Source organism: Tessaracoccus lubricantis (assembly GCF_039544535.1).
GTDB classification, from domain to species: domain Bacteria; phylum Actinomycetota; class Actinomycetes; order Propionibacteriales; family Propionibacteriaceae; genus Arachnia; species Arachnia lubricantis.
This window is the reverse complement of sequence record NZ_BAABLV010000008.1, coordinates 26,683-50,250: the sequence shown is the minus strand read 5'-3', so window position 1 is coordinate 50,250 and position 23,568 is coordinate 26,683. Positions and strand designations below refer to the sequence as shown.

Here is a 23,568-nt window from a genome sequence, read left to right as displayed (position 1 = left end):
CTATACAGAACCACCGGCGGATTGCGCCAACCGGCTACGTGCAGCGCGTTCCCTCGGCGGGGACCACGCCGTCGTAGAGGAATCCGTCGACCGCCTCGGCGATGCACTGGTTGTCGCCGGTGACGGCGCCGTGGCCGGCGCCCTCCAGCGTGAGCAGCGAGCCGGACTCCAACTGCTCGGCCATCGACACGGCCTGCTCGTACGGCGTGGCCGAATCCCCCGTCGTGCCCACCACGAGGATGGGTGGTGCGCCGGGCGCGGTGATGTCCAGTTGGGGCGCGGAATCGGCCGTCCAGAACTCGCACGCATAGGAGGTGCCCATGTTGGGCGCCATCAGGGGCGCGACGGAGAAGGTCTCCCGCCACGCCGGCAGCACGGCGTCGGCACCCTCGTCCTGCCCGTCGACGCAGCCCATCGCGGGGAAGGCGTAGAGCGGCGTGCCGTAGGAGTTGGCGGTGCGGCCGTTGTAGAGGTCTGCCAGCGTGAGCAGCGCCTCGCCGTCGCCGGCGATGGCCTCGCCGATGTACTGCGCCAGCGATCGGTACGCCTCGTCGTCCTCGTAGAGGAGCACCGCGATGCCGAGCGCCCCCAGCGTCTGGGTGAGGCGTCGGCCGTTGACCTCGAGCGGGCGCTGGTCGAGGCGGGTCAGCATGCTGTCGATGTCGGCGCGGATGGCCGCCGCGTCGTCGCCCAGGTCACACAGGTCGGAGCCCGCGCACCACTCGATGAAGTTGTCCAGGGCCAGCTCGAACCCCGCCACCTGCGGCGTCGGCTCCCGGTCGGTGATCTCGACGGCGGCGTCCAGCACCAGCCGGCCGGCGGTGTCGGGGAACAGCTGGGCGTACATGGCGCCGACGTAGGTGCCGTAGGAGACGCCCACGTAGTTGAGCTTCTCAGCACCGGCGAGGTGCCGCAGCAGGTCGAGGTCGCGGACCACGTCGATGGTGGTGAGGTGGTCCAGCAGCTTCCCGGAGCCGTCGCGGCACTGCTGCGCGAAGTCCCGCGACCCCTGCCGCAACGCCCGGTCCTCGGCGGTGTCGTCGGGGCTGCCGTCGAGCAGGATCATCTGCTCGGTCTCCTCGAACGTGCCGCACACGACGTGCGTCGACTCGCCGGTGCCCCGTGGGTCCCACCCGTAGGTGTCGTAGTTCTCCCAGCGGCCGGCCAGGCCGACGGCCATCTCCTGGCCACCGAAACCGGGGCCGCCCGGGTTGACGAACAGCGGCCCGCGCGACGAATCGCCGCCCGGCACGCGGGTGACGGCGAGCTCGATGGCGTCGCCTGCCGGGTCCTCCCAGTCGAGCGGCGCCAGCACCGTGGTGCACTGCACCCGCCCACCCTGGGCACATTCCTCCCATTCGACGGTCTGGGTGGCGTACTCCTGGTAGCTGCCCAGGCCGTCGAGGAAGTCGACGCTGGGCTCGCCCTGCGCCCGGTAGTCGAGCTGCCGGTCGGGGTTGGGGTCCTCCACCGGCGACACCGTGGGCTGCTCTGCCACGGGCGTGGCCGGGACGCCCGGCATCCGCTGCCCGGAAGGCACCGGTGACGGCGTCACCGGGCCGGGACGCGTGGGCGAGGCCGGGGTGTCGCGGCTGCGGCCGCCCACCATCCCGCCGAGGAACAGGGCACCGACGAGGGCCAGCGCGATCATCGCCAGGATCATCTGGGTGACCTTGACCGACCTACTCATTGGCTGCCCTCCCCGCGGCGCGGTCCTTCCGCGCACGCGCCGTCGAACATACCGACTCCAGAGGGCAGCGCACGACCTCGCCCGACGGTTGGCGCACGCTGACGGTGTTGGCGGGTACGTTGTGGCCCACGACGACGCCCTCCCCGCCGTCGGCCGTGGTCACGGCGGCGCCCACGGCCGGTGCCCTCCGCAGGAAGTCGACGTACAGGGGGTGCTCGTACTTCAGGCAGCAGAGGAGCCTGCCGCAGGCGCCGGAGATCTGCAGCGGGTTGGCCGGCAGCCCCTGCACCTTCGCCAGCCGCATGGAGACCGGCTCGAAGTCCTGCAGGAAGGTGGAGCAGCACAGGTCGCGGCCGCACTGCCCGATGCCGCCCAGAAGGCGCGCCGCGTCACGGGACCCGACCTGCCTCAGGTCGATGCGGGCGTCGAGCGCCCGGGCGAGGTCACCGAGCAGCTGTCGGAAGTCCACCCGGTGGGGCGCCGTGTAGTAGATGGCGACGAGCCGGTCGTAGGTGTCGGACTGGTCGATGAAGTCGACGCCCACCACCTTCATCGGCAGTTGCCGCTTGGCGATCAGGTCGCGGGCCGTGCGCTCCGCGTCGGCGCGGCGGTTCCGGTTGCGGGCGTCGCGGGCCAGGTCCGCCTCCGACGCCGGGCCGCCGCACACGGGGAGTTCGCCGTCGATGAACTCGACGTCCTCCGGTGCCCACACGCACTCGGCGACCTCGACCCCGTCGACGGTGGGATACCGGACCCAGTCGCCCACCTTGTAGTCGCCGTCACCTGGGTCCAGGTAGTGCAGTTGGCCGTAGCGCTCGAACGCCACCGCCATCACCCGTGTCATGCGCCCAGCGTAACCAACGGCTCAACGGCCCCCGCGGGCGCATCCGGTCAGTTGCGGCGGGCCTCGCGGGCGTCCTCACGGCTGCGGTGGATGGCACCGTCGATGCCGAAGCGGCCGCCACCCATCGAGAGGAACAGGATGCCGACGGCGGCCAGCAGGAGGTCCTTGTCGCCGAGGAAGCCCTCCATCCCGTCCACGAACGGGCTGAAGCTGCCCCAGCGGATGAGCACCAGCGCCGCGATGGCCAGCGCAGCCAGCACGAAGCCGACGACGCGCACGCCCAGCCCGATCACCAGCATGACCGCCATGGCGGCCAGCGTGAAGCCGATGATCCACGAGACCAGACGCGGCTCGGGGATCAGCGGCTGGCCGCTGAGGAACTCCGCCGTCACGTCGATGCTGTAGAGCACCTGGTAGGCCACGATGCCGAGGATGCCGGCCGTCACGAGGCGCAGCACGAACAGGCCGAAGCTGCCGAACGGGCCAACTCCCCTGCTGCGGGGGCGCAGTTCTCGCTCCGCATTCTCCTGGGAGGTGGCCACCATGCCGAGGCGGCGGTCGCGCTCCTCCTTCTCGGCGCGCAGCGCCGCGGCGCGGGCCTCCTCCTCGGCCGCCTCGTCCTCGAGGCTGCGGCGCTCCGCCGTCGTGTCGAGGACCTGCGTCTCGTCGGCGTCGGCACGGTAGAGGCCGGCCATGGCGGGCGCGGCGACGCCGCCCGCGCCGGCTCCGGCTGCGCCGGCCACACCGGCGCCGACGGCGGCCAACGACGTGGTGGCGTCGGGGTCCGTGGCGGGTCGGCCGAAGGCCGAGTGCTCGGGATCCCGCACGGTGGTGGGTTCGTCGTCGAGGGGCTCATCAGCGGGCTCCTCGACGGGCTCCTCGGCGGGCTCGGCGAGTTCGGGCACCTCGTTGTCGTCGACCAGCGTGGCGCCCGTGCCCGTCTCGGCCGGCACGGGTTCGGCCAGCTCCTCGTGCAGCTCTGCCGGGCCGTCGACCTCCTCGGGGGCCTCGCCGAGCTCCATGGTGGCGGCGGGCTGGTCCTCGGCGGCGACGGGCTCGTCCTCGCCGGCCACGACGTCATCGGGGTCTGGTGCGGTGGGGATGGTCGCGTGGTCCGTCACCGGCTGCGCGGGAGGGGCAGGCACCGGCATGGCCTGTTCCGACGAGTAGTCGTCCCACTCGGCCGGTTCGACGGGCACACCGTAGTCATCGGTCTCGTCCGTCCACTCCGCGCCATCGCGCGGCGTGCCTTCCTGGACCCACTCATTGTTGGACATCGGCTGTTCCTATCCCTGGGCAGTCTTGCCTTTCATCTTGGCACCCGCCGGCGCCGCAGCCCGGGGTGACACGCCCGGCACGCCTCAACTGCGGCGGGCCAGCGACAGGCTGATCAGCATCGATTCGAGCGCCAGCAGCGGCGCCACGTTGCCCTCGAGCGCGGTACGGGCCGCCAGGATGGCGTCGAGCGCGCGCACCGTCTGCTCCGGGGTCGACCGCTGGGCGACGGGTGCGATCTCGTCGGCCAGGTCGGCGTTGACCAACGGCACGTCGGGGGCCGTCTGGGCGGCCAGCACGTCACGGTAGTAGCCGGTCAGCTCGGTGAGGACGCGGTCCAGCGAGTCGCGTTGCAGCCGCTTGGCGCGCATCTTCTGCTGTTCCTCGAGGTCACGGATGGCGGCCTGCGCGTTGCGGGGCTTGGCGGTGCCCCGGCCCCCGATGCCGAGCGCCTCCTGCAACGCAGCCATCTCCTTCGCATCCAGTTCCGAGGTGGTCTGCTCGGCCTCCTCCTTGGCCGCGGCCACCAGGTTCTCCGCCGCGGTGAGGCACGCCGACACCGAGGTCAGCCTGCCCGGCAGCGTGAGGATCTCGTGGCGTCGGATGCGGGCGTGCTCCGAGCGTGCGAGCATCCGCGCGCGGCCGACGTGGCCCTGGGCGGCACGGGCGGCGTGCGCGGCCAACGCCGGGGCGACGCCGTCGCGCTCCACCAGCAGACGGGTGACCGCTTCGTCGCTGGGCGTGGCCAGCTTGATGACGCGGCAGCGGGAGCGGATGGTGACGATGACGTCGTCTGCGTTGGGCGCGCACAGCAGCCACACGGTCTTCGGAGCGGGTTCCTCCAGCCCCTTGAGCAGCGCGTCGGCGCCGCGCTCCGTGACGCGGTCGGCGTCCTCCACCACGACGACCTGGTGGCGTTGCTTGACCGGCGCGACGTTGGCGCGGCCCACCAGGGCGCGCACCTCGTCGACACCGATCGACAGCTGTTCGGTGCGCAGGAGCGTCACGTCCGGGTGCGCGCCCGACAGCGTGGTGCGGCACTCCTCACACTGGCCGCAGCCGCCCCGGGGGCACTGCAGCGCGGCGGCGAAGGCCTTGGCGGCGTTGGAGCGGCCGGAGCCCGGCGGCCCGACGAACAGCCAGGCGTGCGTCATGGCGTGGCGGTGCCCCTCGACGGCGCGGCGCAGCGTGCCCACCGCCCGCTCCTGACCGATCAGCTCAGACCACACGTCACCCATGTGGTTCATCCTGCCATCAGGCGGCGACAGCATCACCTTCGGCGACGTCATCGGCCACCCGGCGCCGCTCGACCCCACGAGCCAACAGGTGGGCACGCAGCGACCAGCCGACGGCGGCGGCGCCGAGCACGAGCACCCCGACGTAGGTGGGCACGTGGAGCGGCTGCGGCAGGTCGAACGCGCCGAGGATCGAGCGGGTGTTGACCAGCACGATGGTGGCGCCGGCCGCGGCACCCAGGACCCGCGGCGGCAGGTGCCGCACGAGCCAGGCCGCGATGGGGGCGGCGATCAGGCCGCCCAGCAGCAGCGCGCCGGCCATCCACGGCACGATGGCCCCACCGCCGAGCCCGACGAAGAAGCCGACGGAGGCCGCGATGGCGATCAGGAACTCGGAGGCGTCGATGGTGCCGATGACCTTGCGCGGCTCCATGTGGCCCGAGGCGAGCAGCGCGGGAGTGCCGACGGGGCCCCATCCACCGCCGCCCGTCGCGTCGACGAAGCCCGCGAAGGCACCCAGCGGCGCCAGGAACTTCGTGGGCAGGCGCTGGCCCAGCTTGCGGGTCGAGATGCCGAAGAACGTGAAGCGCACCAGCACGTACGCCCCGAGCACCAGCAGGATGATGGCCATCAGCGGCGCGGCGGACTCCGTCGAGAGCTTCGACAGGAACGTGGCACCGGCGAAGGCGCCCAGCGCGCCGGGCACGCCGATGCGCAGGACGACCCTCCAGTCGACGTTGCCGAAACGGTGGTGCGAGATGCCGGAGGCCAGCGTGGTGCCGATCTCGGCGAGGTGGACGGTGGCCGAGGCCATGGCCGGGTTGGTGCCGATGGCCAGCAGCAGGGTGGTCGACGTGACGCCGTAGGCCATGCCGAGGGAACCGTCGACGAGTTGGGCGGCCAGGCCGACGAGGGCGAGCAGGGCGAAGTTGATCATTGCGGGAACCTTCAGGTGTCTGGGGTGGGTGTGGGCGTGCGGAGGCGGTCAGCCCAGACACATGTCGCTGTCATTGCGCATGAGGACGACGGGCAGGGGAGACGTCGGCGTGCTCTCGAGGGTGTCCTTCATGCGGCAGAGTCAAGCATCGACGGCGGCCCGATGCACCGTCGACAGCCCGTGTTTCGCTCCGCGCAGAACGCGGAATATCTCGCGGTCAGCCCAGCAACGGCTCGACGCGGGCGGCGATGCTGGCCGCCATCGAGTCCCTGCCCTGCAGGGCCTTCATCACGAAGTACTCCCCCGGGCGCTCGGCCGCGAGGTCGAGGAAGTGCTGGCGGACGCGCCGGTGGAAGTCGAGGCCGGCACTCTCGAGACGGTCCTTGTCCTGCTTGATGGACACGGCGTCGTCGGGGTTGGCGTCGAGCAGGATCGTGAGGTCCGGCCGCAGCCCGCCGACGGCCCACCAGGCGATGTCGGAGACCTCGCCGAGCGCCAGGTTCCGGCCGGCGCCCTGGTAGGCGATCATCGAGTCGACATAGCGGTCGCACACCACCACGCGGCCCGCGGCCAGCGCCGGCCGGATCACCTCGTGCACGTGCTGGGCCTTGTCAGCGGCATACATGAGCGCCTCGGCCCGGTGGTCGACGTCGCCGGAGGCGGGGTCGAGCACCAGCCTGCGCAGCGTCTGCCCCAGCTCGGTGCCGCCCGGCTCGCGCGTCATCACGGGCTCGATGCCACGGCCCTGCAACCACGCCTGGAGGCGCCCGACCTGCGTCGACTTGCCGGTGCGGTCGCCACCCTCGAAGACGATGAACGCCCCCGTCATGCCTGCTGCTTCCTCAACTGCTTCGCCTGCTTCTTCTTCGCCTTCGCCAACAGCTTCCTGGCCTCCGCCACCCGCTCGGGCCAGCGTTCGATGAAGTCGCGGCGACGCAGCGCCGCCTCACCCCTCGACCGCTGGTAGTCGAGCCCCAACTGGTAGGCCTGTGCCGGGGACAGGCCGTCGAGCTCCGGCGCGCCGCTTCGGATGCCGCGGGCCGCTCGGCGCAGCTCGTCGATCACCTCGTCGAGCCGGCGCAACAGCTTGGTCATCACCCGGGGCATCAGCGGGGACAGCACGGTGGCGGCCACCTCCAACTGCTCCGCGGCCTTGAGGGCCGCCTGCCACGCCTCGTCGGGCGACGACGGCGTGAGGCTGCGGCAGCGGTCGGCGAGGATGTAGGTGGCCTGCTCGGCGCGCTCGAACAGCAGCTTGGCGGCCAGTTGGTGCGACAGGTCCCCCAGGCGTGGGGCGCGGGCGCCGACCACCAGGGAGTCGATCACGTCCAGCGTGGGCTGTTCGATGTCCTCGCCCGATTCGAACGGCAGGCCGGCCAGCTGCGCCTCGACGGCCTCGCGCCACGCGGGGTCGAGGACGGGCGCGAGCCCGCGGAGGTCGCGGCCGAACTGCCAGAGCCCGTGGTTCAGGACGCCGACGTCGTCGGGGTCGCCCGTGCGCCGTTCGAGGTCTGCCCGCACGATGTCGCCGAGGTGCGCGGTGAACAGGCTGATGACGAACTCCTCGAGCGAGGCGTCGCGGCGCAGTTCGCGCGGCCGCGGAAAGCCGCTGAGCCCGTTGGCGGGCGCGCCCAGCCGGCGCTGCACGCTCGGGAAGTCCGGCACCACCGTCGAGCCGCTGGCCAGCGCGGAACTGAGCAGGAACTCGCGCTGCTGGCCGGTGAGGGCCTCGGTGGGGCTGAACGTGACCTCGCGGTACTCGGCGGTGACCTCGCCGTCGCGGCAGACCTGCACCTTCTCGTCGCGGACGACGGCGGCGGTGGCGTTGTCGGCGTCGCGGAGCGCCCATTCGTTGCGCTCGCACGTCATGACGGCGAGGGGCCCGAGCGGCGCGTGGCGGGCGAACGGCCGCACCAGCCGCTCGAAGTGGGCGGGGAGGTCGCCGTTGCCGGACATCGGCTCGGCGTGCTCCTCGGGCAGGTGCGGCGTCCACCCGGGTGCCGATAGGTACCACTGCCCCGCACCGGCCACCACGCGGTGTGCCACGACGACGCCGGCGCGCAGGAGCCTGCCGTCGGGTGCGTCGATGATGGTGCAGTCCATCACGTAGCTGGCCGCCGCGCGGTGGACCAGTCGTCTCAGGCCCACCGCCTCGGCCGTCAGCTGCGGAGCCGCCGCGTCGAACGGGACCTCGAACCGGATCGCGCCCGCGGGCGTGCCCTTCTTCGCCATGGCGTCAGCCTAACTACTTCTTGGGGGCTGCCTTGCGGGTGGTCGTCTTGCGCGTCGTGGCCTTCCGCGCGGGGCGCGTCGAGGGGCCCTTGGCGCGCTTCTCGGCGATCAGTTCGAACGCGCGCTCAGGGGTGATGGCCTCCGGCGAGTCGTCGCGGCGCAGGGTGGCGTTGGTCTCGCCGTCGGTGACGTAGGGGCCGAAGCGGCCCGACTTGAGCACCACCGGCTTGCCGGAGACGGGGTCGGCGCCGAACTCCTTCAACGGGGCGGCCGCCGCCGCGCGCCCACGGGTCTTGGGCTGGGCGTAGATGGCCAGCGCCTCCTCGAGCGTGATGTCGAAGATCTGGGCCTCACTGGTCAGCGACCGCGAATCGGTGCCCCGCTTGAGGTACGGGCCGTAGCGGCCGTTCTGCGCGGTGATCTCGTTGCCCTCCTCGTCGGTGCCGACGACGCGGGGCAGGCTGAGCAGCTTCAGCGCCGTGGGCAGGTCGATGGAGTCCAGCGACATCGACGCGAACAGCGAGCCGGTGCGCGGCTTCCTCGACTTCGGCGCGTCCTCGGGGAGCAACTCGGTGACGTACGGGCCGAAGCGTCCGTTCTTGGCCACGACCATCAGGCCCGTGGCCTCGTCGACGCCGAGCTCGCGCTCCTCGTCGAGGGGCTGGCTGAGCAGCTCCTCGGCGACCGCGACGGTGAGCTCGTCGGGGGCCATGTCCTCGGGCACGTTGGCGCGGCGTCCGTCCGCAGCCTCGACGTAGGTGCCGTAGCGACCGACACGCACGTCGATGCCGGAATCCCCCAGCGGGAACGTCGACAGCGCGCGGGCGTCGATGTCGCCCAGCTCGGTGACGAGCGTCTCCAGCCCGTGGTGGGTGTCGCCCTCGGCGCCACGGTAGAAGTCGGTGAGCACCTGGAGTCGCTTGGCCTTGCCGGCGGCGATCTCGTCGAGCTGGTCCTCCAGTTCGGCGGTGAAGGCGTAGTCCACCAGTTCGGTGAAGTGCTCCTCCAGCAGCCGGGTGACGGCGAACGCCAGCCACGTCGGCACCAGGGCCGAGCCCTTCTTGAACACGTAGTCGCGCGCCGTGATTGTGCGGATGATGGAGGCGTAGGTGGACGGTCGGCCGATCTCCAGCTCCTCCAGCTTCGCCACCAGCGACGGCTCGGTGTAGCGGGCGGGCGGGCGCGTCTCGTGGCCGGCGGGCTCGGCCTTCGCCACGGCCAGCGACTGGCCCTCGGCGAGCACCGGGAGCCTCGACTGCGCGTCGTCGGAGGCGGAGTCGTCGTCGACGCCCTGTACGTAGGCCTTGAGGAAGCCCGGGAAGGTGATGGTGCGCCCCGAGGCGACCAGGCCGGCCGAGGTGGTCTCCCCGTCACCCACGCGGGTGGCGGCCAACGTGGCGTTGATCCTGATCGAGACGGATTCGCCGCGGGCGTCGGCCATCTGCGAGGCCAGCGTGCGGCGCCAGACCAGCTGGTAGAGGCGGTACGCGTCGCCCGACAAGCCCGTGTCGTCGGGGTGCCGGAAGGAGTCGCCGGCGGGGCGGATGGCCTCGTGCGCCTCCTGCGCGTTCTTGACCTTCGATGCGTAGACCCGCGGCTTGTCAGGCAGGAAGCGCTCACCGAAGAGGGCGCGGACGGCCTTGCGGGCCGCGTTGATGGCCTCACCGGACAGCGACACCGAGTCGGTTCGCATGTAGGTGATGAAGCCCTTCTCGTAGAGCTCCTGCGCCACCGACATCGCCCGCTGCGACGAGAAGCCCAGCTTGCGGCCGGCCTCCTGCTGCAGCGTGGTGGTGCGGAACGGCTCGTAGGGGCGGCGGGTGTACGGCTTGGCCTCGACGGAGGCGACGGCGAGTTCACCGTCGACCAGCGCCTCGGCGAGCGCCCTGGCCGACGCCTCGTCGAGCACGACGGCGTTGCCGGCGGTGAGTTCGCCGTCGGCGTTGAAGTCGCGGCCCTGGGCCACCTTCGCCTCACCCACCTCGACGAGGCGCGCGGGGAAGTTGCGGGGGTCGGTGTCCGGCCCGCCGTCGAGGACGAGGTCGAGGTCCCAGTAGGAGGCGGGCACGAACGCGATGCGCTCGCGCTCCTTGTCCACGACCAGGCGCGTGGCGACCGACTGCACACGGCCCGCCGAGAGCTTCGGCATGACCTTCTTCCACAGCACCGGCGAGACCTCGTAGCCGTAGAGCCGGTCGAGGATGCGTCGGGTCTCCTGCGCGTCGACGAGGTCGACGTCGATCTCGCGCGGGTTGCGCACGGCCTCCTCGATGGCGGACTGGGTGATCTCGTGGAACACCATCCGCTTGACCGGGACCTTGGGCTTCAGCTCCTCCATGAGGTGCCACGCGATGGCCTCGCCCTCGCGATCACCATCAGTGGCCAGCAGGAGTTCGTCGACGTCCTTGAGCTTGGCCTTGAGGTCTCGGATGGTCGCCTTCTTGTCCGGCGAGACGACGTAGATGGCCTGGAAGTCGTCGTCGACGTTGACCCCGGTGCGGGCCCAGGCCTCGCCCTTGTACTTGGCGGGGACCTCCGCGGCCTTCGTGGGGAGATCGCGCACGTGGCCGCGGCTCGACTCGACGATGTAGTCGCGGCCGAGGTAGCCGGCGATCTTGGTCGCCTTGGTCGGCGACTCGACGATCACGAGGCGCTTGCTTGCCATGCAGACCTGTCCTTCTCAACGCGGGGGAAACTCGTGAGGAACAATAGCCTGCGCTGTCAAGCCTGCCCGCACCGGGAGGCCGAGCACCTAGCCGCGACGGCGTTGCCCGGCGCCGCCCCGCCGGCGTTCGCGGCCGGTGCGTGGGTCGATGATGCGCTCGGCCGCCGAGAGTCGCCGCATCATGACCGCCCACCCTGCCAGCAGCACGACACCGATGCCGATCGACGCCCACTCCGGCATGCCGAAGGGCGCCTCGGCGCGCTCCCAGAACACCGCCAGGGCGCCGCCGAACAGGAACCAGGCACCCACTGCGCTGTACAGGAAGCACCCGAGGGCGAACAGCACCTGTCCGTGGAACAGCCTGGCGAGCAACGGGCCGGACTGGTCCCCCACCGCCACCCCCGCGGCGCGGGCTCGTTCGGCGGCGTAGTCCTTGACCGGCCCGAACGCCTGCACGGGCTCCTCGCCGGTCTCGGCCAGATGCGCGTCGACTTCGGCGAGGATCTCGCCGATGCGGTCGCCGGGCACGTCGAGCAGGCGCAGTTCCAGCGCGAGGTCGTCGGTGTAGCTGGTGGTCATGAGTGCTCCTTCAGCAGTGCGGTGAGGTTGTCGGAGAACGCGCGCCACGTGGCGGCACGCTCACGGAGGGCCGCGCCGCCGTCGGCGGTGAGCCGGTAGTACTTGCGGCCGGGGCCGGAGTCGCCGGCGCGCCAGTGCGTGTCCACGAGGCCCGCCTCCTCGAGGCGTCCGAGGACGGGGTAGAGGGTGCCGCCCTTGACGGTGCCGAAGCCGGCGTCCGCCAGGCGGCTGGTGATCTCGTAGCCGTAGGTCTCCCCCTCGGCGATGATCGCGAGCACGGCCACTTCGAGGAAGCCCTTCAGCCAACTGCTCGGCCAGATGATTGCGTCCATACCTAGATCGTAAACCGATCTAGTCAGGAATGCAACCTAGTGCGGTGGGGGTCAGCCCAGCCGCAGCATCTGGTCGAGCAGCGCCTGGCGGATCTCGGGGACCAGTGCGGCCGCGAGCTCCGCCGCGTCCAGGTCGAGCACCTGCGCGACGGCGGCGATGACCTGGCCGACGGTGAGGTCACCGTCGAGCGCACCGAGTGCCGCAGCCAGCGCGGTGTCGGCCTTGACGGCGCGCAGCAGGCCCACCCGCTGGCGGAACACCACGTGCTCGGGGTCCTCTGCGCCGGGCCGGCCGAGGGTCTCCTGCTCGACGTCGACCAGGCGAGGCTTCGACGCCAGCAGCTCCGCCGTCGGCAACTGGGAGGCATCGAGGGCGGCGCGGTGCCGCGCGAACACCTCGCCCACCGGCTGGGCCACGGCGTGCGGCCAACTCTCGAAGCGACGGTGTGGCTCCGCGCGCTCGGCCCGCGTGACGAGCACCCAGCCCATGCCGATGCTGCGCACGCCCAGGCGCTCGAAGTAGCCCAGCCATTCGTCGTAGGCGGCGCGCCAGCGCCCGGTGCCGGCCAGGCCGGCGTCCGCCAGCCACATCTCGATGTAGGAGAACACGTCGAGGCGTTCCCGCTCGATGACCCAGGCGTCGCAGCCCCGGGGGATCCACTCGGTCAGGCGTTCCTCCCAGGGCTGGTCGGTGACCGCCCAGTTGGTGAGCAGTTGCAGGGAGCCGCCGGGGTTGAGGTGTTCGGCGGCACCGCGGATGAGCGTCTCCACGAGCGCGTCACCCTCGAAGTTGGCCTCGCGGTAGGTGAGCGTGTCCGCCTCGTCGCTGGGCGGGCTCATCACGAACGGCGGGTTGGACACGATCAGGTCGAACCGCTCCCCGGCCACCGGCTCGTAGAGCGAGCCGTTGCGGTAGTCGACCGCCACCCCGCCGAGCGCGGCGGTCACCTGCGCCAGGTCGAGCGCACGCTCGTTGACGTCGGTGGCGACCACCCGCTCGGCGTGCCGGCTCAGGTGGAGCGACTGCACGCCACACCCCGTGCCCAGGTCGAGCGCCGCCCCCACGGGCGTGCGCATCGTGAGCTGGGCCAGCGTGGTGGAGGCGGGTGAGACGCCCAGCACGTAGTCGGGCCGGATCGGCGACATCGTGTGGTCGAGGCCGGGGGTCGGGTCCGCCACGACCCAGCCCGTGGCCCCGTCGTCCGGCGAGCCGTAGGGCCGGATGTCGACGACGGCCCGCAGCGCGCCACCGTCGCCCTTCAGGAAGCCTGCCCCGAGGAGCGCCTCGACGTCGACGGCTGCGGCCACCTGTTCCCGCGGCACGGCCTGCTGGAGGATGAACAGCCGGATCAGCGCGGCCTGCGGGTCCGTGGCGCCCGCCAGCGCGACGTCGGACGGGACGGTGCAGTTGCGGCCGAGCCCGGCCTGCCCGTCCTCCCCGATCCGGTCGACCACCGCGTCGGAGGTGTAACGCGCGGCGGTGAGCTGGTCTCGGAGGATGGCGGGGTCGATGCGCATGCCCGTCATCCTAGGCAGAGATCAGCCTGCCGCCGCCCGCCTACGCCTGGACCGAGTCCGTCGCCCGCTGCCAGATGTTGATGTCGTCGACGCTGACGTGGGCGTCGATCTCGGCCAGCTCGTGGTCGCTGAAGGTGAGGTTGTCGAGCGCGCCCAGGTTGTCGTCGAGCTGACGCACCGACGACGCGCCCAGCAGGGCCGAGGTCACCGAGGCCTGACCCTGGTCGCGCAGCACCCACGCGATCGCCATCTGAGCCAGCGACTGCCCACGACCCCTGGCGACGTCGTTGAGGGCCCGCAGGTGCGCGAGGTTGCCCTCGGAGAGCCACTCCTCGTTGAGCGACTTGCCCGCAGCCGCGCGCGAGTCGGCGGGGATGCCGTCCAGGTAGCGGTCGGTGAGCATGCCCTGCGCCAGCGGCGAGAAGGCGATCACGCCCATGCCGTTGTCGGCGGCCGACTGCAGCAGGCTGGGCTCGCCGTCCTGGACCCAGCGGTTGAGGATCGAGTACGACGGCTGGTGGATGACCAGCGGCGTGCCGAGGTCGCGCGCGATCTCCTGAGCCTTCGCCGTCAGGGCCGCGGAGTACGACGAGATGCCGGCGTACAGCGCACGGCCGGAGCGCACGATGAAGTCGAGCGCCTGCATGGTCTCCTCCACCGGGGTGTCCGGGTCCGGACGGTGGTGGTAGAAGATGTCGACGTAGTCCAGGCCCATGCGCTTCAGCGAGTCGTCGCACGAGGCGACGAGGTACTTGCGCGAGCCGCCGAACCCGTAGGGGCCGGGCCACATGTCCCAACCGGCCTTCGAGGAGATGATCAGCTCACCGCGGTACCTGGCGAAGTCCTCGGCGAAGATGCGGCCGAAGTTGGTCTCCGCCGAGCCGTAGGGCGGGCCGTAGTTGTTGGCCAGGTCGAAGTGGGTCACGCCCCGGTCGAACGCCCGACGGAGGATGTCGCGCTGCGTCTGGAGCGGCTTGTCGTCGCCGAAGTTGTGCCACAGGCCCAACGAGATCGCGGGCAGCTTCAGCCCGGAGGTGCCGAGCCGCCGGTACGGCATGGAGTCATAGCGGTCTTCCGCCGCAACATAAGTCATGGGCCCAGCCTATTGGCCCCGGCGGCGGGCCGCCCGGGGGCGGTCACGTTCCGGCCGTGGCGCTGCGACGCAACGCAATGGGACCGCCCGGGAAGCGCGGCAGCAGGGGCACCTCGACGGTGACCTCGACGACCACGTGGCGCCCACCGCCGCGCACCTCGCAGCCCCCGACCCCGACGCCGTTGTGCCCGGCCGCGACGCCGGCGGCGGCGCACGGATCCGTGCCCCCGACCGATGCGGACACCGCGGCCAGCGCGGCCAGTTCGGCGGCCTGCTCGGCCTGCCGCGCCGCGGAGAACCAGGCGATCAGCACCGCGCCGACGGTGAACGCGGCCATCAGCGCCACGCACATGCCGGTGGAGACGAGGACGCCGACCGAGCCGCGCTCGTCACGGCGTCTCACGGGCCGACCCCCGGCTCGTAGGCCGCCCACGCCATGGCGGACACGTCGACGACGCCCAGCTTCAGGACCGGCACCGACAGCGTCACGCGGGCCTCGACCCCGCCGGCCTGCCGATCAACCTCGATGCGGGCGCCGTCCGGGACCCGGCCGCGGGCCTCAGCGAACGCGTCATCGTCGCCGCGGGCGGCCTGCCTGGCCAGCTGCGCGCTGGCCTCCGCGGCCGTGGCCTGGGCGACGCCGAGGAGGGAGGCCCCGACGAGGGCCGTGGTCATCGCGACGGCCACGAGGAACCCCACCGCCAGTTCGACGGTGACCATGCCCCTCTCGGCCGACCGGGGCCTCCCTCCCCCGGTCATCCGTTGCTGCCGATCTTCAGCAGGTCCGAGATGTTGAAGTCGCCGTTGATGACCTTGCCGAAGACGCCCACGACCCAGTCGTAGAGCATCTCGTAGAAGGCGTTGTCGGCGAAGAGCCGCACGAGGAGCAGCGCGATGGTGGCGGCGGCGAGCAGGCCGATGGCGTACTCGACGGTGGTGAGGCCGCGCTCGGCGAGGCGGCGCAGCTGCGCCTTGCGCTCGGCGCGGAGGACGAGGTTGGACATGGGGATTCCTTTCGCGAGGTCGGCCGCCCTTCGGCCGGTCTCGCCCCCATTGATGGGAAACGGGCACCCCGGATCACCACGGGAAAGGACATCTGTGGATGGTTCAGGCGGACAACACCGGGGGCTGTGGACAACGGGTGAGCGCCCGCGACCCCACGTCGTCGAGCAGCAGGCCGAGCAACTCGGCAGCGTCCGGCTTGTTGAGCACCTGGTTGGCGTTGCCACATTTCGGCGAGACGACGCACGCCGGGCACCCGTCGGTGCAGGCGCACCGCGTGAGCCGGTCGAACGTGGCGGCGAGCCACTCCTCCACCACCTCGTAGCCGCGGTACGCGAAGCCTGAGCCACCGCTCATGCCGTCGTGCACGAAGATGGTGCACAGCCCCGTGTCGGGGTGCAGCGCGGTGCTGACGCCGCCGATGTCCCACCTGTCGCACGGCGCGAACGCCGGCAGCAGGCCGATGGCCGTGTGTTCCATGGCGTGCGCCGCGGCGCCCATCTGCAGTTCCTGCCAGCCCAACCGCGTGGCGAGGTGCGTGGGCACGGTCCACCACACCGCCTGAGTCGTCATGCGGTGCAGCGGCATCTCCAGGGCGTTGGTGTCCCACACCTCGTGCGTCACCTCGTCGCGACGCAGGTAGGCCAGCACCCGGGAGTCCAGCCGTACGTCACCGCGGCAGACCTCGGTGACGCCCAGTCGTTTGCGGTCCACCTCGCGCAGCACCTCGATGTCGAACGACGACTGCGGCTGGGTGTAGTACCGCGGCCTGCCCGGCACGACGAGCGCCTGGTGCTCCTCCCTGTCGAACTCCTGCACCAGGAACGTCTCCCCCTGGTGGAGGTACACCGCACCCGGGTGGACGGTGCGGTCGGCGGCGGCCATGTCCACCACGCCCACGACACGCCCCGTGTCGCGTTCGATGATGTCGACGGGGCGCTCGCCGATGGCTCGCAGGTCGATGAAGTCGACGGCGCGGTCCGGCCGCGTCCAGAAGTACCGGCCCGCCCTGTCGCGCAGCACGCCCTGCTGCGCCAGCGCGCTGGCCAGCGCCGCGGTGGACGGCCCGAACCAGCGCTCGTCGTCTGCGCGGAGCGGGAGTTCCTGCGCGGCGGCGGCGAGGTGTGGGCCGAGGACGCGCGGGTTGTCGGGGTGCAGCACGGCCCGCTCGACGGGCGCGTCGAAGATGAGCTCCGGGTGTTCGAGGAGGTACACGTCGAGGGGATTCTCGCGCGCCAGGAGCACCACCAGCGCGTCCTGCCCCCGGCGACCGGCGCGGCCTGCCTGCTGCCAGAAGGACGCCAGCTTGCCCGGGTAGCCGGAGACCAGCACGGCGTCCATCCCTGCGATGTCCACGCCCAGCTCCAGCGCGTTGGTCGAGGCCAACCCCCGCAGCTCGCCGGAGTGCAGCGCCGCCTCGAGCTCGCGCCTGTCGTAGGCGAGGTACCCGCCGCGGTACGAGGCGACCCTGGCGGGCTCGTGCGCCACTTCCTGTGCCGCGAGCGAGACCAGCTCCGCCCCCTGCCTGGAGGGGACGAACGCGATCACCTGGCGGCCCTCGTCCGTCAGCCCGGCCAGGAGCCGCGCCGTGTCGTCGCGCAGCGACTTCTCAGGCCGCCACAGCGCCACGGTGCGGCGGCCCGACGGCGACGCGTCCTCGTCGACCACCTTCACCGGCCCCGCGCCGATCAGCGTCTCGGCGAACTCCGCCGCGTTCGGGGCCGTGGCCGAGGACAGGGCGACGGTGGGGTTGGCGCCGTACTGGGCCGCGACGCGCCGCAACCGGCGCAGTACCTGCGCGACGTGGGCGCCGAAGACGCCCTGGTAGCGGTGTGCCTCGTCCACGACGATGTAGCGCAGCGAACCCAGGAACCGGGACCAGCGCTGGTGATGGGGCAGCACCGAGAAGTGCAGCATGTCGGGGTTGGTGAGGATGAAGCTGGCATGGTCCCGGGCGAAGCGCCGCTCCGCCTCGTCGGAATCACCGTCGAGGGGGGTGACCCGCCAGGCCCTGGGCCCCAACGCCCTGGCCGCGCGGGCCTGGTCGTGCGCGAGCGCCTTGGTGGGTGACAGGTACAGCGCAGTGTGCCGCGGGCCGGTGAGCCGGGCGCGCATGGAGTCCACCGGCACGCCCACCTGGCCGTGGACGGCCGCAGCGATCACCGGCATGAGGTAGCCCAGCGACTTGCCGGAACCGGTGGGCGTGCACACGATGCTGTGCTCTCCCCCGAACAGCGCGTCGGCGAACTCGACCTGGTGGCGCCAGGGCGCCGGGATGCCGGCCGCGACGATGCGCTCGGCGGCCTCGGGTGGGAGCCAGGCCGGCCAGCCTGCGGGCACGCCGGCCGCGGCGTCGCGCTGCGAGACAGCGGTCACCTCGTCACGGCCGAGCACCCAGGAGAACGTCACCCCTCAACTGTGCCAGCAGGCACCCACATTTTCTGAATCGACCGCCGTGTCGAATCACCCCGAGAGGAAATCCTGGACCAGCCCGGCCACGATGGGCACCACCCCGATGAGGATGAACGCCGGAAGGAAGCACACCATCAGCGGCACCACCGAGCGCACGCCCACCGTGCGGGCCGCCTTGAGCGACTGGTCACGCGCCTCCTGCCGTGCGTCCTCCGCGTGCACGCGCAGCACTCCACTGAGCGAGGTGCCCGAGCGCTCGGCGCGGGCGATGTCCGCCGCAGCCCTCCCCCACACCGGGTGCGGACGCAGCCTCTCCCACGCGTCGGGACCGGCCCTGCCCAGCGCCAACTGGGCGCCCACCTCCCGCAGGACCCCACGGGTGGCCGCGGGCGACACCGCTGCCACCGCCTCGACGGCCGAGCGCATCGGCTGTCCGGCGTCGAGGCAGACGCTGAGGAAGTCCAACGCGTTGGGCAACTGAACCGTCAGTGCCCTGGTGTCGGGCCCGGGCGCGCGCTGCCCGAGCAGTACCACCAGGCCGAGGCCCACCGTCACCCCGACGAGTGGTCCGAGCGGCCAGGCAAGGGCCAGCACGAGCAGCGCCCCGGCAGCCGTGGCGAGCAGTGCCCGTTGCCGCAACGGCGGCGCACCCTCCCGGCCAACGAGCCAGGCCGGTAGCCGACGGCGTGCGTTCGGCCGTAGCCGGCCCATGGCCGCCGACGGCGGGGGCAGCGCCACCACGACGGCGAGCACCGCGGCCAGCGCGGCCACGAGGACCTGGTTCACGAGGCGGCCTTCCTGCCCTGCGCGAGGCGGTCGATCCACAACACCCCGGCCGCCGTGAGGGTCACGGCGGCCAGCACCAGCACCTGCCCGACCGCCCCGCCGAACAGGAACGCCAGGGGGTTCACGCCCGCCGCGAAGCCCAACCCCACCGCCAGGAACGGCAACGCCGCCATGATGTGCCCGCTGGTGCGCGCCGCGGCCAGTTCCGCGTCGACCACCGACTGGAGCTGGCGCTGGCGCCTGAGGTTCTCGGCGACCGTGGCGAGCACCTCCGCGATGGGGGCACCACTGCGTTCGCTGACGCGCCACGCCGCCGCGACCGACCTCAGGCCGCCCTGCCCCGGCACCGCAGCGGCCCGCTCCATCTCGGCACCAACGTCCGCGCCGATGGCCGCCGCGGCAGCGGCCGGTTTCAGGACGGGTGAGTCGCGCGCCGCCTCGGCCAGCGCAACGCCCGGGATCTGCCCTGCCCGCAACAGCGAGCTCAACGTCCGCGCCGCCACCGCACATGCGGCGGCCCGCCGGGCTGCCGACGTGCGCCGCCGGGCGCTCAGCACCAGCCAGCCGACGGTGCCGCACACGATGCCGGCCACGGCCAGCCAGCCGAGCGCGCTGGGGCCCAGCGGGCCCGCCACGCCGACCGTGGCGAGGATGGCCAACACCGACCAGGGGGAGACCCGCTTCGGGATCCTGCGGCGCGGCGGGGACAGCCGCCCGACGCCGGGGGCCGGACCGATGAGCAGGGCGGCCGCCAGCCCGGCCAGCAGTGCGGCGCCCGTCACAGCGCCACCAGCCGTCGCAACTCGTCTCCTGCAGCGCCGTCGTAGCGCACGTGGCCGGCGTCGAAGGTGGCGGCGGGGACGATCTCGACGAGCCCGTCAGCGCGCCGGCGGAAGAGGCCCACCTGCTCCACGCGGCGGGCGCCCGACGGGGCGCGGCGCAGGTGCACCACGAGCCGCAGCGCGGCCGCCACCTGCGCGTGGCACGCCTCGCGGCCGAGGCCGCCCAGCGCCGCGAGGGCCTCCAGCCGGGCTGGCACGTCGAGGACGGAGTTGGCGTGCACCGTGCCGCAGCCGCCCTCGTGGCCGGTGTTGAGTGCGGTCAGCAGGTCGGTGAGTTCGGCGCCGCGCACCTCGCCCAGCACCACCCTGTCCGGTCGCATCCGCAGCGCCTGCCGCACCAGCGTGGTGAGCGAGATGGCGCCCACACCCTCGGCGTTGGCGGGCCTCCCCTCCAGCCGCACGCAGTGCGGGTGGTCCGGCACGAGCTCGCGTGCGTCCTCGACCAGCACGATGCGCTCGTGGGCCGGCACCAGCGCCAGCAGCGCCGCCAGCAACGTCGTCTTCCCGGTGCCGGTGCCGCCCGAGACCAGGAACGGCACCCGCCTCCCCACCACCGCCCTCAGCAGCCGCGCGCCCTCGGGCGGCACCGATCCTGCCGCCACCAGGTCGTCGAGGGAGAAGCTGCGGCTGGCAGGCACGCGCAGCGACAGGCAGGTGCCCGGCGCCGCCACCGGCGCGAGCACCGCGTGCAGCCGGACGCCGCCGGGCAGCCGGCCGTCGACGAACGGCGAGGCGTCGTCGAGCCTCCGCCCTGCCGCGGCGGCGAGCCGGATCGCCAGGCGCCTGACCTGCTCGTCGTCGACGAAGCGAACCTCGGCGGGCTCCAACCCGCGGCCACGGTCGACGAACACCTCCCGCGGGCCGTTGACGACCACGTCGGAGACGCCCGGCTCGGCGAGGAGGTCGTCGAGCGGCCCTGCGCCCACGCTGTTGCGCCGCAGCTGCCCCAGTACGTCGTGCACCACGGCGTCGGTGACGATGAGGCCCATCCCGCGCAGCGCGGCGGCCACGTCCGCCGGGGTGTGGGCCCGGCCCAGGGCGGCCAGCCTGGTCTGGAGGACGTCGAGCTGCAGCTCAGCCATTGCGCACCGCCGTCAGCAGCTGCGCCACGTGCCGCCGGTAGCGGCGCGCCGGCCCGGCAACGGGCAGCATCCCCAGCTCCGCGAGCCGCGGGACCGCCGGGTCGTGGGCGACGGCGCCCAGTACCGGCAGCCCCAGCGACCGCGCCACCACCTCGGCCGGGATCGAGCGCCCCGGCCCTGGCCGCACCACCACCGAGGTGGGGTGCACCGAGCGCGTCTCCGCCATCATGCGCGCCGACGCCACGGAGCGGACGTCGGCACCGACTACCAGCACGACCTGGTCACAGTCGACGGCGGGCGCCTCGCGGCCGGCGTCGATCACCACCAGCCCCACCGACCGGGCCAACGAGCCCACCGCCGCAGACACCGCCGCCTGCGGTGGCACCGCGGGCGACTCCCTCCCCTGCGCCAGGAACGACGCGCCCTCGACGGTGGGCAGCCCGGCCACCAGGTCTGCCAGCTCGCCGCGCGCGTGGCCCAGATCGGGCCAGCGCACGCCCGCCACCGTCTCGGCGCCCACCAGGAGGTCCAGCCCACCGCCCGCCTGTGCCAGGTCGACGGCGGCGGTGGGCGCCCCGTCGGATGCGGCGACCAGGGCCAGCGACGCGGCCAGCGTGCTCACGCCGAGCCCGCCCGAGGCACCCACCAGGGCGACGACCCCGCCGCGCGACCGCTCGCTGCGCATCGCCGCCGACAGCGCCTCGGCCAGGTGCCCACCGTGGTCGGGCAGCGGCAGCACCGGCAGCCCCAGGCCGGCGGAGCAGCGGGCCAGGTCTGCCGCCGAGTCACCCACGAGGTAGGCACGGCCGGGCGCGACGCCCGACCAGCGCGACGCGACCTCCGTCGACACGAGCCGCAGCGAGGCATCCGGCCAGGCGACGCGCACGTCGTCGGGGTGGTGCGCCACCCGCAGCGGCACCTCGAAGGCGGCCGCGGAGACCTCCACCGCCTCGACGACGGCGGGGTCCCGGGCGCAGAGCAGGACGTAGGGTTCCATGCCCACCACTCTGGCCAGCGGGGCACGCGATTTTCGACGAGCCGTTCCCGCTGTGGATAACCTTCCCCGGAGTGTCGCGCCTGCGGGCGGGGCACATCCGGGCAGCTAGGCTGGCCCCACCCAACCCAGGAAGGACGGCATGAGCATCACCCTGCCCGATGAGGCCCTCACCTGGCTCTCCGTGTGGCAGAACGTGCGCGCCCTGGTGCTGGCCACCGACACGCACCTCACCCGCCGGCTCTCGGCCGCCGGGCACGCCGTCTACGCCCTGACCGACGACGCGCGCATCCACGCGCGCCTGGCCACCGTCGAGCGCGTCACCCCCATGCTCGCGCGGCCGGAGGCGGTGCCGACGGATCCCCTCCAGTTCGAGGTGGTGTTCGCGCACCAGGCGTTGCACCGCTACGACCTCGACCAGGCCCTCCCCCAGCTCGCGCGCGTGCTGCGCGCCGGTGGCTGCGTCAGCGCGTCGTACCTCGTCCGCGACGACTCGGTGCCGTGGGTGCGCCGCCTCGCGGCGCTGCTGAGGCGCTACGACCCCATGGCGATGAAGGGCGACTACGGCCACCAGAGCCTGGACGTGCTCGGCCGTTCCAAGTACTTCCCCGAGGTCGAGCGCCGGGCGTTTCGCATCTGGCAGGCCGTCAGCCGCGACGACCTCGTCGCCATGGTGCGCCACCAGCCGTTGGCGGCCAACCTGGACGGCGGCCAACTGGACACGCTCATCGGTCAGGTCGTCGAGTTGTTCGACGGCGCGGTGCGCCCCGGCGAGAACCTGCGGCTGCCCTACCAACTGCTCTGCTGGCGCGCCTGGGTGAGCCACGAAGAGCTGACGGGCCCGGTCGAGATCCCCGATAGCGGCTTGGCCATCCCGCTGTGAACGCTGCGGTACTAGGCTGATAGCTGCGAAAGGAGCACCCCCATGCGCACTGAGCCCCGCCACCCGCTGGTCGACATCAAGGACTCCCTCTCCGAGTTCTTCTCGAAGACCTCCGAACTTGCCGCCGCCGAGATCAAGCCCGCTGCGAAGGCAGCCGGCGTGGGCACCGGGTTCTTCGCCGGCGCCGCCGTCTTCGTGCTGCACGCGCTGTGGATGCTGGTGATCCTCATCGCGCTGGCCGTGGGCCTGCTGCTCAATGCGCTCACCGGCATGGGCGCGTTCCCCGCCATCACGCTGGGGTTCCTCGTCAGCGTCCTGTTCTCGCTCATCGTCGCCGCCGTCCTGTTCACGTTGGGCCGCGGCAAGTTCAAGGACGTCAAGAAGCCGGAGGCCACCCTCACCGAGGCCAAGCTCACGCTCGACGCGGTGGTGGACGCCGTCGCCTCCCGCACGAAGGACTCGGACGTGGTGATCCGCCCGGACGACCTGCCCCGGTTCCGCGACGCAGACCTCGAGAGGACCTTCGGCCGTCCGTAGTACCTTGTCCCCATGATCAAGTGGGAATACTTCGTCGCGCCCGTCCTGTCGCACGTCGCTCAGCAGTTGCTCAACAACTTCGGCTCCGAGGGATGGGAACTCATCCAGCTGGCGCCGGGCCCCAACCCCGACACGCTCGTCGGCTACTTCAAGCGCCCCATCCAGGCCGCCTGATGCCGGTCTCGGATCGCCTCGCCGAACTGGGCATCGACCTCCCACCGGTCGCCGCGCCCGTCGCTGCCTACGTGCCCGCCACCAGGGTCGGCAACCAGGTCTGGACCTCCGGTCAGCTGCCCTTCGTCGACGGTGAACTGACCGCCGTCGGCAAGGTCGGTGCCGCGGTCTCGCAGGACGACGCAGTCGCCGCCGCCCGCACCGCGGCCCTCAACGCCGTCGCGGCCGCCGCGGAGGTGGCGGGCGGTGTGGACAACATCCGCCGCGTGCTGAAGGTGGTCGTGTTCGTCGCCAGCGAGCCGGGCTTCACGGCCCAGCCCGCCGTCGCCAACGGTGCCTCGAACCTGCTGGGCGAGGTCTTCGGCGACGCCGGCGTGCACGTGCGCAGCGCCGTCGGCGTGGCGGTGCTCCCGCTGGACTCGGCCGTGGAGGTCGAGCTCGTCGTCGAGGTCTGAC

Annotated in this window: 24 protein-coding genes; 4 read left to right on the top strand and 20 right to left on the bottom strand. The window is 72.4% G+C overall.

The genetic code is table 11. The annotated features are described in order from the left end of the window. Positions 1 to 34: 34 nt before the first annotated feature. The 20 genes from ABEA30_RS02185 to ssd all read right to left on the bottom strand — a co-directional run bounded on the left by ABEA30_RS02185 (position 35) and on the right by ssd (position 21,521). The gene (locus ABEA30_RS02185) at positions 35 to 1,690 is read right to left on the bottom strand and encodes an alpha/beta fold hydrolase (RefSeq protein WP_345578312.1); all 1,656 of its coding nucleotides are present in this window, start codon (positions 1,688 to 1,690) and stop codon (positions 35 to 37) included. Further along, the gene (locus ABEA30_RS02180) at positions 1,683 to 2,534 is read right to left on the bottom strand and encodes a PSP1 domain-containing protein (protein WP_345578310.1); all 852 of its coding nucleotides are present in this window, start codon (positions 2,532 to 2,534) and stop codon (positions 1,683 to 1,685) included. Before ABEA30_RS02180 ends, ABEA30_RS02185 begins: the two co-directional genes overlap by 8 nt. A 47-nt stretch (positions 2,535 to 2,581) precedes the next feature. After that, a complete protein-coding gene (locus ABEA30_RS02175; RefSeq protein WP_345578307.1) occupies positions 2,582 to 3,811 on the bottom strand; it encodes a DoxX family protein in 1,230 nt (409 codons plus the stop codon). Positions 3,812 to 3,895: 84 nt separating this feature from the next. Next, positions 3,896 to 5,047 carry a DNA polymerase III subunit delta' gene (locus tag ABEA30_RS02170; protein WP_345578304.1) on the bottom strand — a complete coding sequence of 384 codons (1,152 nt, stop codon included), beginning with the start codon at positions 5,045 to 5,047 and terminating at the stop codon, positions 3,896 to 3,898. Positions 5,048 to 5,063: 16 nt separating this feature from the next. Next, positions 5,064 to 5,981: a sulfite exporter TauE/SafE family protein gene (locus ABEA30_RS02165; protein ID WP_345578302.1), complete on the bottom strand. Its 918-nt coding sequence runs from the start codon at positions 5,979 to 5,981 to the stop codon at positions 5,064 to 5,066. Positions 5,982 to 6,198: 217 nt separating this feature from the next. Beyond that, positions 6,199 to 6,810, bottom strand: a complete 612-nt coding sequence (tmk, locus tag ABEA30_RS02160; RefSeq protein WP_345578299.1) for a dTMP kinase — start codon at positions 6,808 to 6,810, stop codon at positions 6,199 to 6,201. Beyond that, the gene (locus tag ABEA30_RS02155; protein ID WP_345578296.1) at positions 6,807 to 8,213 is read right to left on the bottom strand and encodes a hypothetical protein; all 1,407 of its coding nucleotides are present in this window, start codon (positions 8,211 to 8,213) and stop codon (positions 6,807 to 6,809) included. The genes tmk and ABEA30_RS02155 overlap by 4 nt, the downstream gene beginning before the upstream one ends. Before the next feature lie 13 nt (positions 8,214 to 8,226). Next, complete coding sequence (gene topA / locus ABEA30_RS02150; RefSeq protein WP_345578293.1) at positions 8,227 to 10,878, bottom strand: type I DNA topoisomerase; 2,652 nt, start codon at positions 10,876 to 10,878, stop codon at positions 8,227 to 8,229. An 87-nt stretch (positions 10,879 to 10,965) separates the two neighbouring features. Beyond that, the gene (locus tag ABEA30_RS02145) at positions 10,966 to 11,457 is read right to left on the bottom strand and encodes an HAAS signaling domain-containing protein (RefSeq protein ID WP_345578290.1); all 492 of its coding nucleotides are present in this window, start codon (positions 11,455 to 11,457) and stop codon (positions 10,966 to 10,968) included. Then, complete coding sequence (locus tag ABEA30_RS02140; protein ID WP_345578287.1) at positions 11,454 to 11,789, bottom strand: PadR family transcriptional regulator; 336 nt, start codon at positions 11,787 to 11,789, stop codon at positions 11,454 to 11,456. The genes ABEA30_RS02145 and ABEA30_RS02140 overlap by 4 nt, the downstream gene beginning before the upstream one ends. Before the next feature lie 51 nt (positions 11,790 to 11,840). Continuing rightward, the gene (locus tag ABEA30_RS02135; RefSeq protein WP_345578284.1) at positions 11,841 to 13,307 is read right to left on the bottom strand and encodes a DUF7059 domain-containing protein; all 1,467 of its coding nucleotides are present in this window, start codon (positions 13,305 to 13,307) and stop codon (positions 11,841 to 11,843) included. A gap of 40 nt (positions 13,308 to 13,347) precedes the next feature. Then, positions 13,348 to 14,400 carry an L-glyceraldehyde 3-phosphate reductase gene (gene mgrA, locus ABEA30_RS02130; RefSeq protein WP_345578281.1) on the bottom strand — a complete coding sequence of 351 codons (1,053 nt, stop codon included), beginning with the start codon at positions 14,398 to 14,400 and terminating at the stop codon, positions 13,348 to 13,350. A gap of 43 nt (positions 14,401 to 14,443) precedes the next feature. Then, the gene (locus tag ABEA30_RS02125) at positions 14,444 to 14,803 is read right to left on the bottom strand and encodes an Rv3654c family TadE-like protein (RefSeq protein WP_345578278.1); all 360 of its coding nucleotides are present in this window, start codon (positions 14,801 to 14,803) and stop codon (positions 14,444 to 14,446) included. Next, positions 14,800 to 15,120, bottom strand: a complete 321-nt coding sequence (locus tag ABEA30_RS02120; RefSeq protein WP_345578275.1) for a TadE family type IV pilus minor pilin — start codon at positions 15,118 to 15,120, stop codon at positions 14,800 to 14,802. Before ABEA30_RS02120 ends, ABEA30_RS02125 begins: the two co-directional genes overlap by 4 nt. A gap of 35 nt (positions 15,121 to 15,155) precedes the next feature. After that, complete coding sequence (locus tag ABEA30_RS02115; protein WP_345578272.1) at positions 15,156 to 15,404, bottom strand: DUF4244 domain-containing protein; 249 nt, start codon at positions 15,402 to 15,404, stop codon at positions 15,156 to 15,158. Positions 15,405 to 15,507: 103 nt separating this feature from the next. Further along, positions 15,508 to 17,811: a DEAD/DEAH box helicase gene (locus tag ABEA30_RS02110; protein WP_345578269.1), complete on the bottom strand. Its 2,304-nt coding sequence runs from the start codon at positions 17,809 to 17,811 to the stop codon at positions 15,508 to 15,510. A 54-nt stretch (positions 17,812 to 17,865) separates the two neighbouring features. Beyond that, positions 17,866 to 18,600, bottom strand: a complete 735-nt coding sequence (locus ABEA30_RS02105) for a type II secretion system F family protein (RefSeq protein WP_345578266.1) — start codon at positions 18,598 to 18,600, stop codon at positions 17,866 to 17,868. Then, positions 18,597 to 19,382: a type II secretion system F family protein gene (locus ABEA30_RS02100; protein ID WP_345578263.1), complete on the bottom strand. Its 786-nt coding sequence runs from the start codon at positions 19,380 to 19,382 to the stop codon at positions 18,597 to 18,599. Before ABEA30_RS02100 ends, ABEA30_RS02105 begins: the two co-directional genes overlap by 4 nt. Then, a complete protein-coding gene (locus ABEA30_RS02095) occupies positions 19,379 to 20,524 on the bottom strand; it encodes a TadA family conjugal transfer-associated ATPase (RefSeq protein ID WP_345578260.1) in 1,146 nt (381 codons plus the stop codon). Before ABEA30_RS02095 ends, ABEA30_RS02100 begins: the two co-directional genes overlap by 4 nt. After that, positions 20,517 to 21,521, bottom strand: coding sequence for a septum site-determining protein Ssd (ssd, locus tag ABEA30_RS02090; protein WP_345578257.1), 1,005 nt, complete (start codon positions 21,519 to 21,521; stop codon positions 20,517 to 20,519). Before ssd ends, ABEA30_RS02095 begins: the two co-directional genes overlap by 8 nt. 139 nt (positions 21,522 to 21,660) lie before the next feature. On the opposite strand from ssd, the gene ABEA30_RS02085 reads away from it, so the two are divergent. The 4 genes from ABEA30_RS02085 to ABEA30_RS02070 are packed head-to-tail and all read left to right on the top strand — an operon-like array spanning position 21,661 to position 23,567. Next, positions 21,661 to 22,401, top strand: a complete 741-nt coding sequence (locus tag ABEA30_RS02085; protein WP_345578254.1) for a class I SAM-dependent methyltransferase — start codon at positions 21,661 to 21,663, stop codon at positions 22,399 to 22,401. A gap of 42 nt (positions 22,402 to 22,443) precedes the next feature. Next, positions 22,444 to 22,938 (top strand): phage holin family protein, encoded by a 495-nt coding sequence (locus tag ABEA30_RS02080; protein ID WP_345578251.1) that lies wholly within the window; start codon positions 22,444 to 22,446, stop codon positions 22,936 to 22,938. A 12-nt stretch (positions 22,939 to 22,950) separates the two neighbouring features. After that, positions 22,951 to 23,112 (top strand): DUF4177 domain-containing protein, encoded by a 162-nt coding sequence (locus ABEA30_RS02075; protein WP_345578248.1) that lies wholly within the window; start codon positions 22,951 to 22,953, stop codon positions 23,110 to 23,112. After that, complete coding sequence (locus tag ABEA30_RS02070) at positions 23,112 to 23,567, top strand: RidA family protein (RefSeq protein WP_345578245.1); 456 nt, start codon at positions 23,112 to 23,114, stop codon at positions 23,565 to 23,567. Before ABEA30_RS02075 ends, ABEA30_RS02070 begins: the two co-directional genes overlap by 1 nt. The last annotated feature ends 1 nt before the right edge of the window (position 23,568 follow it).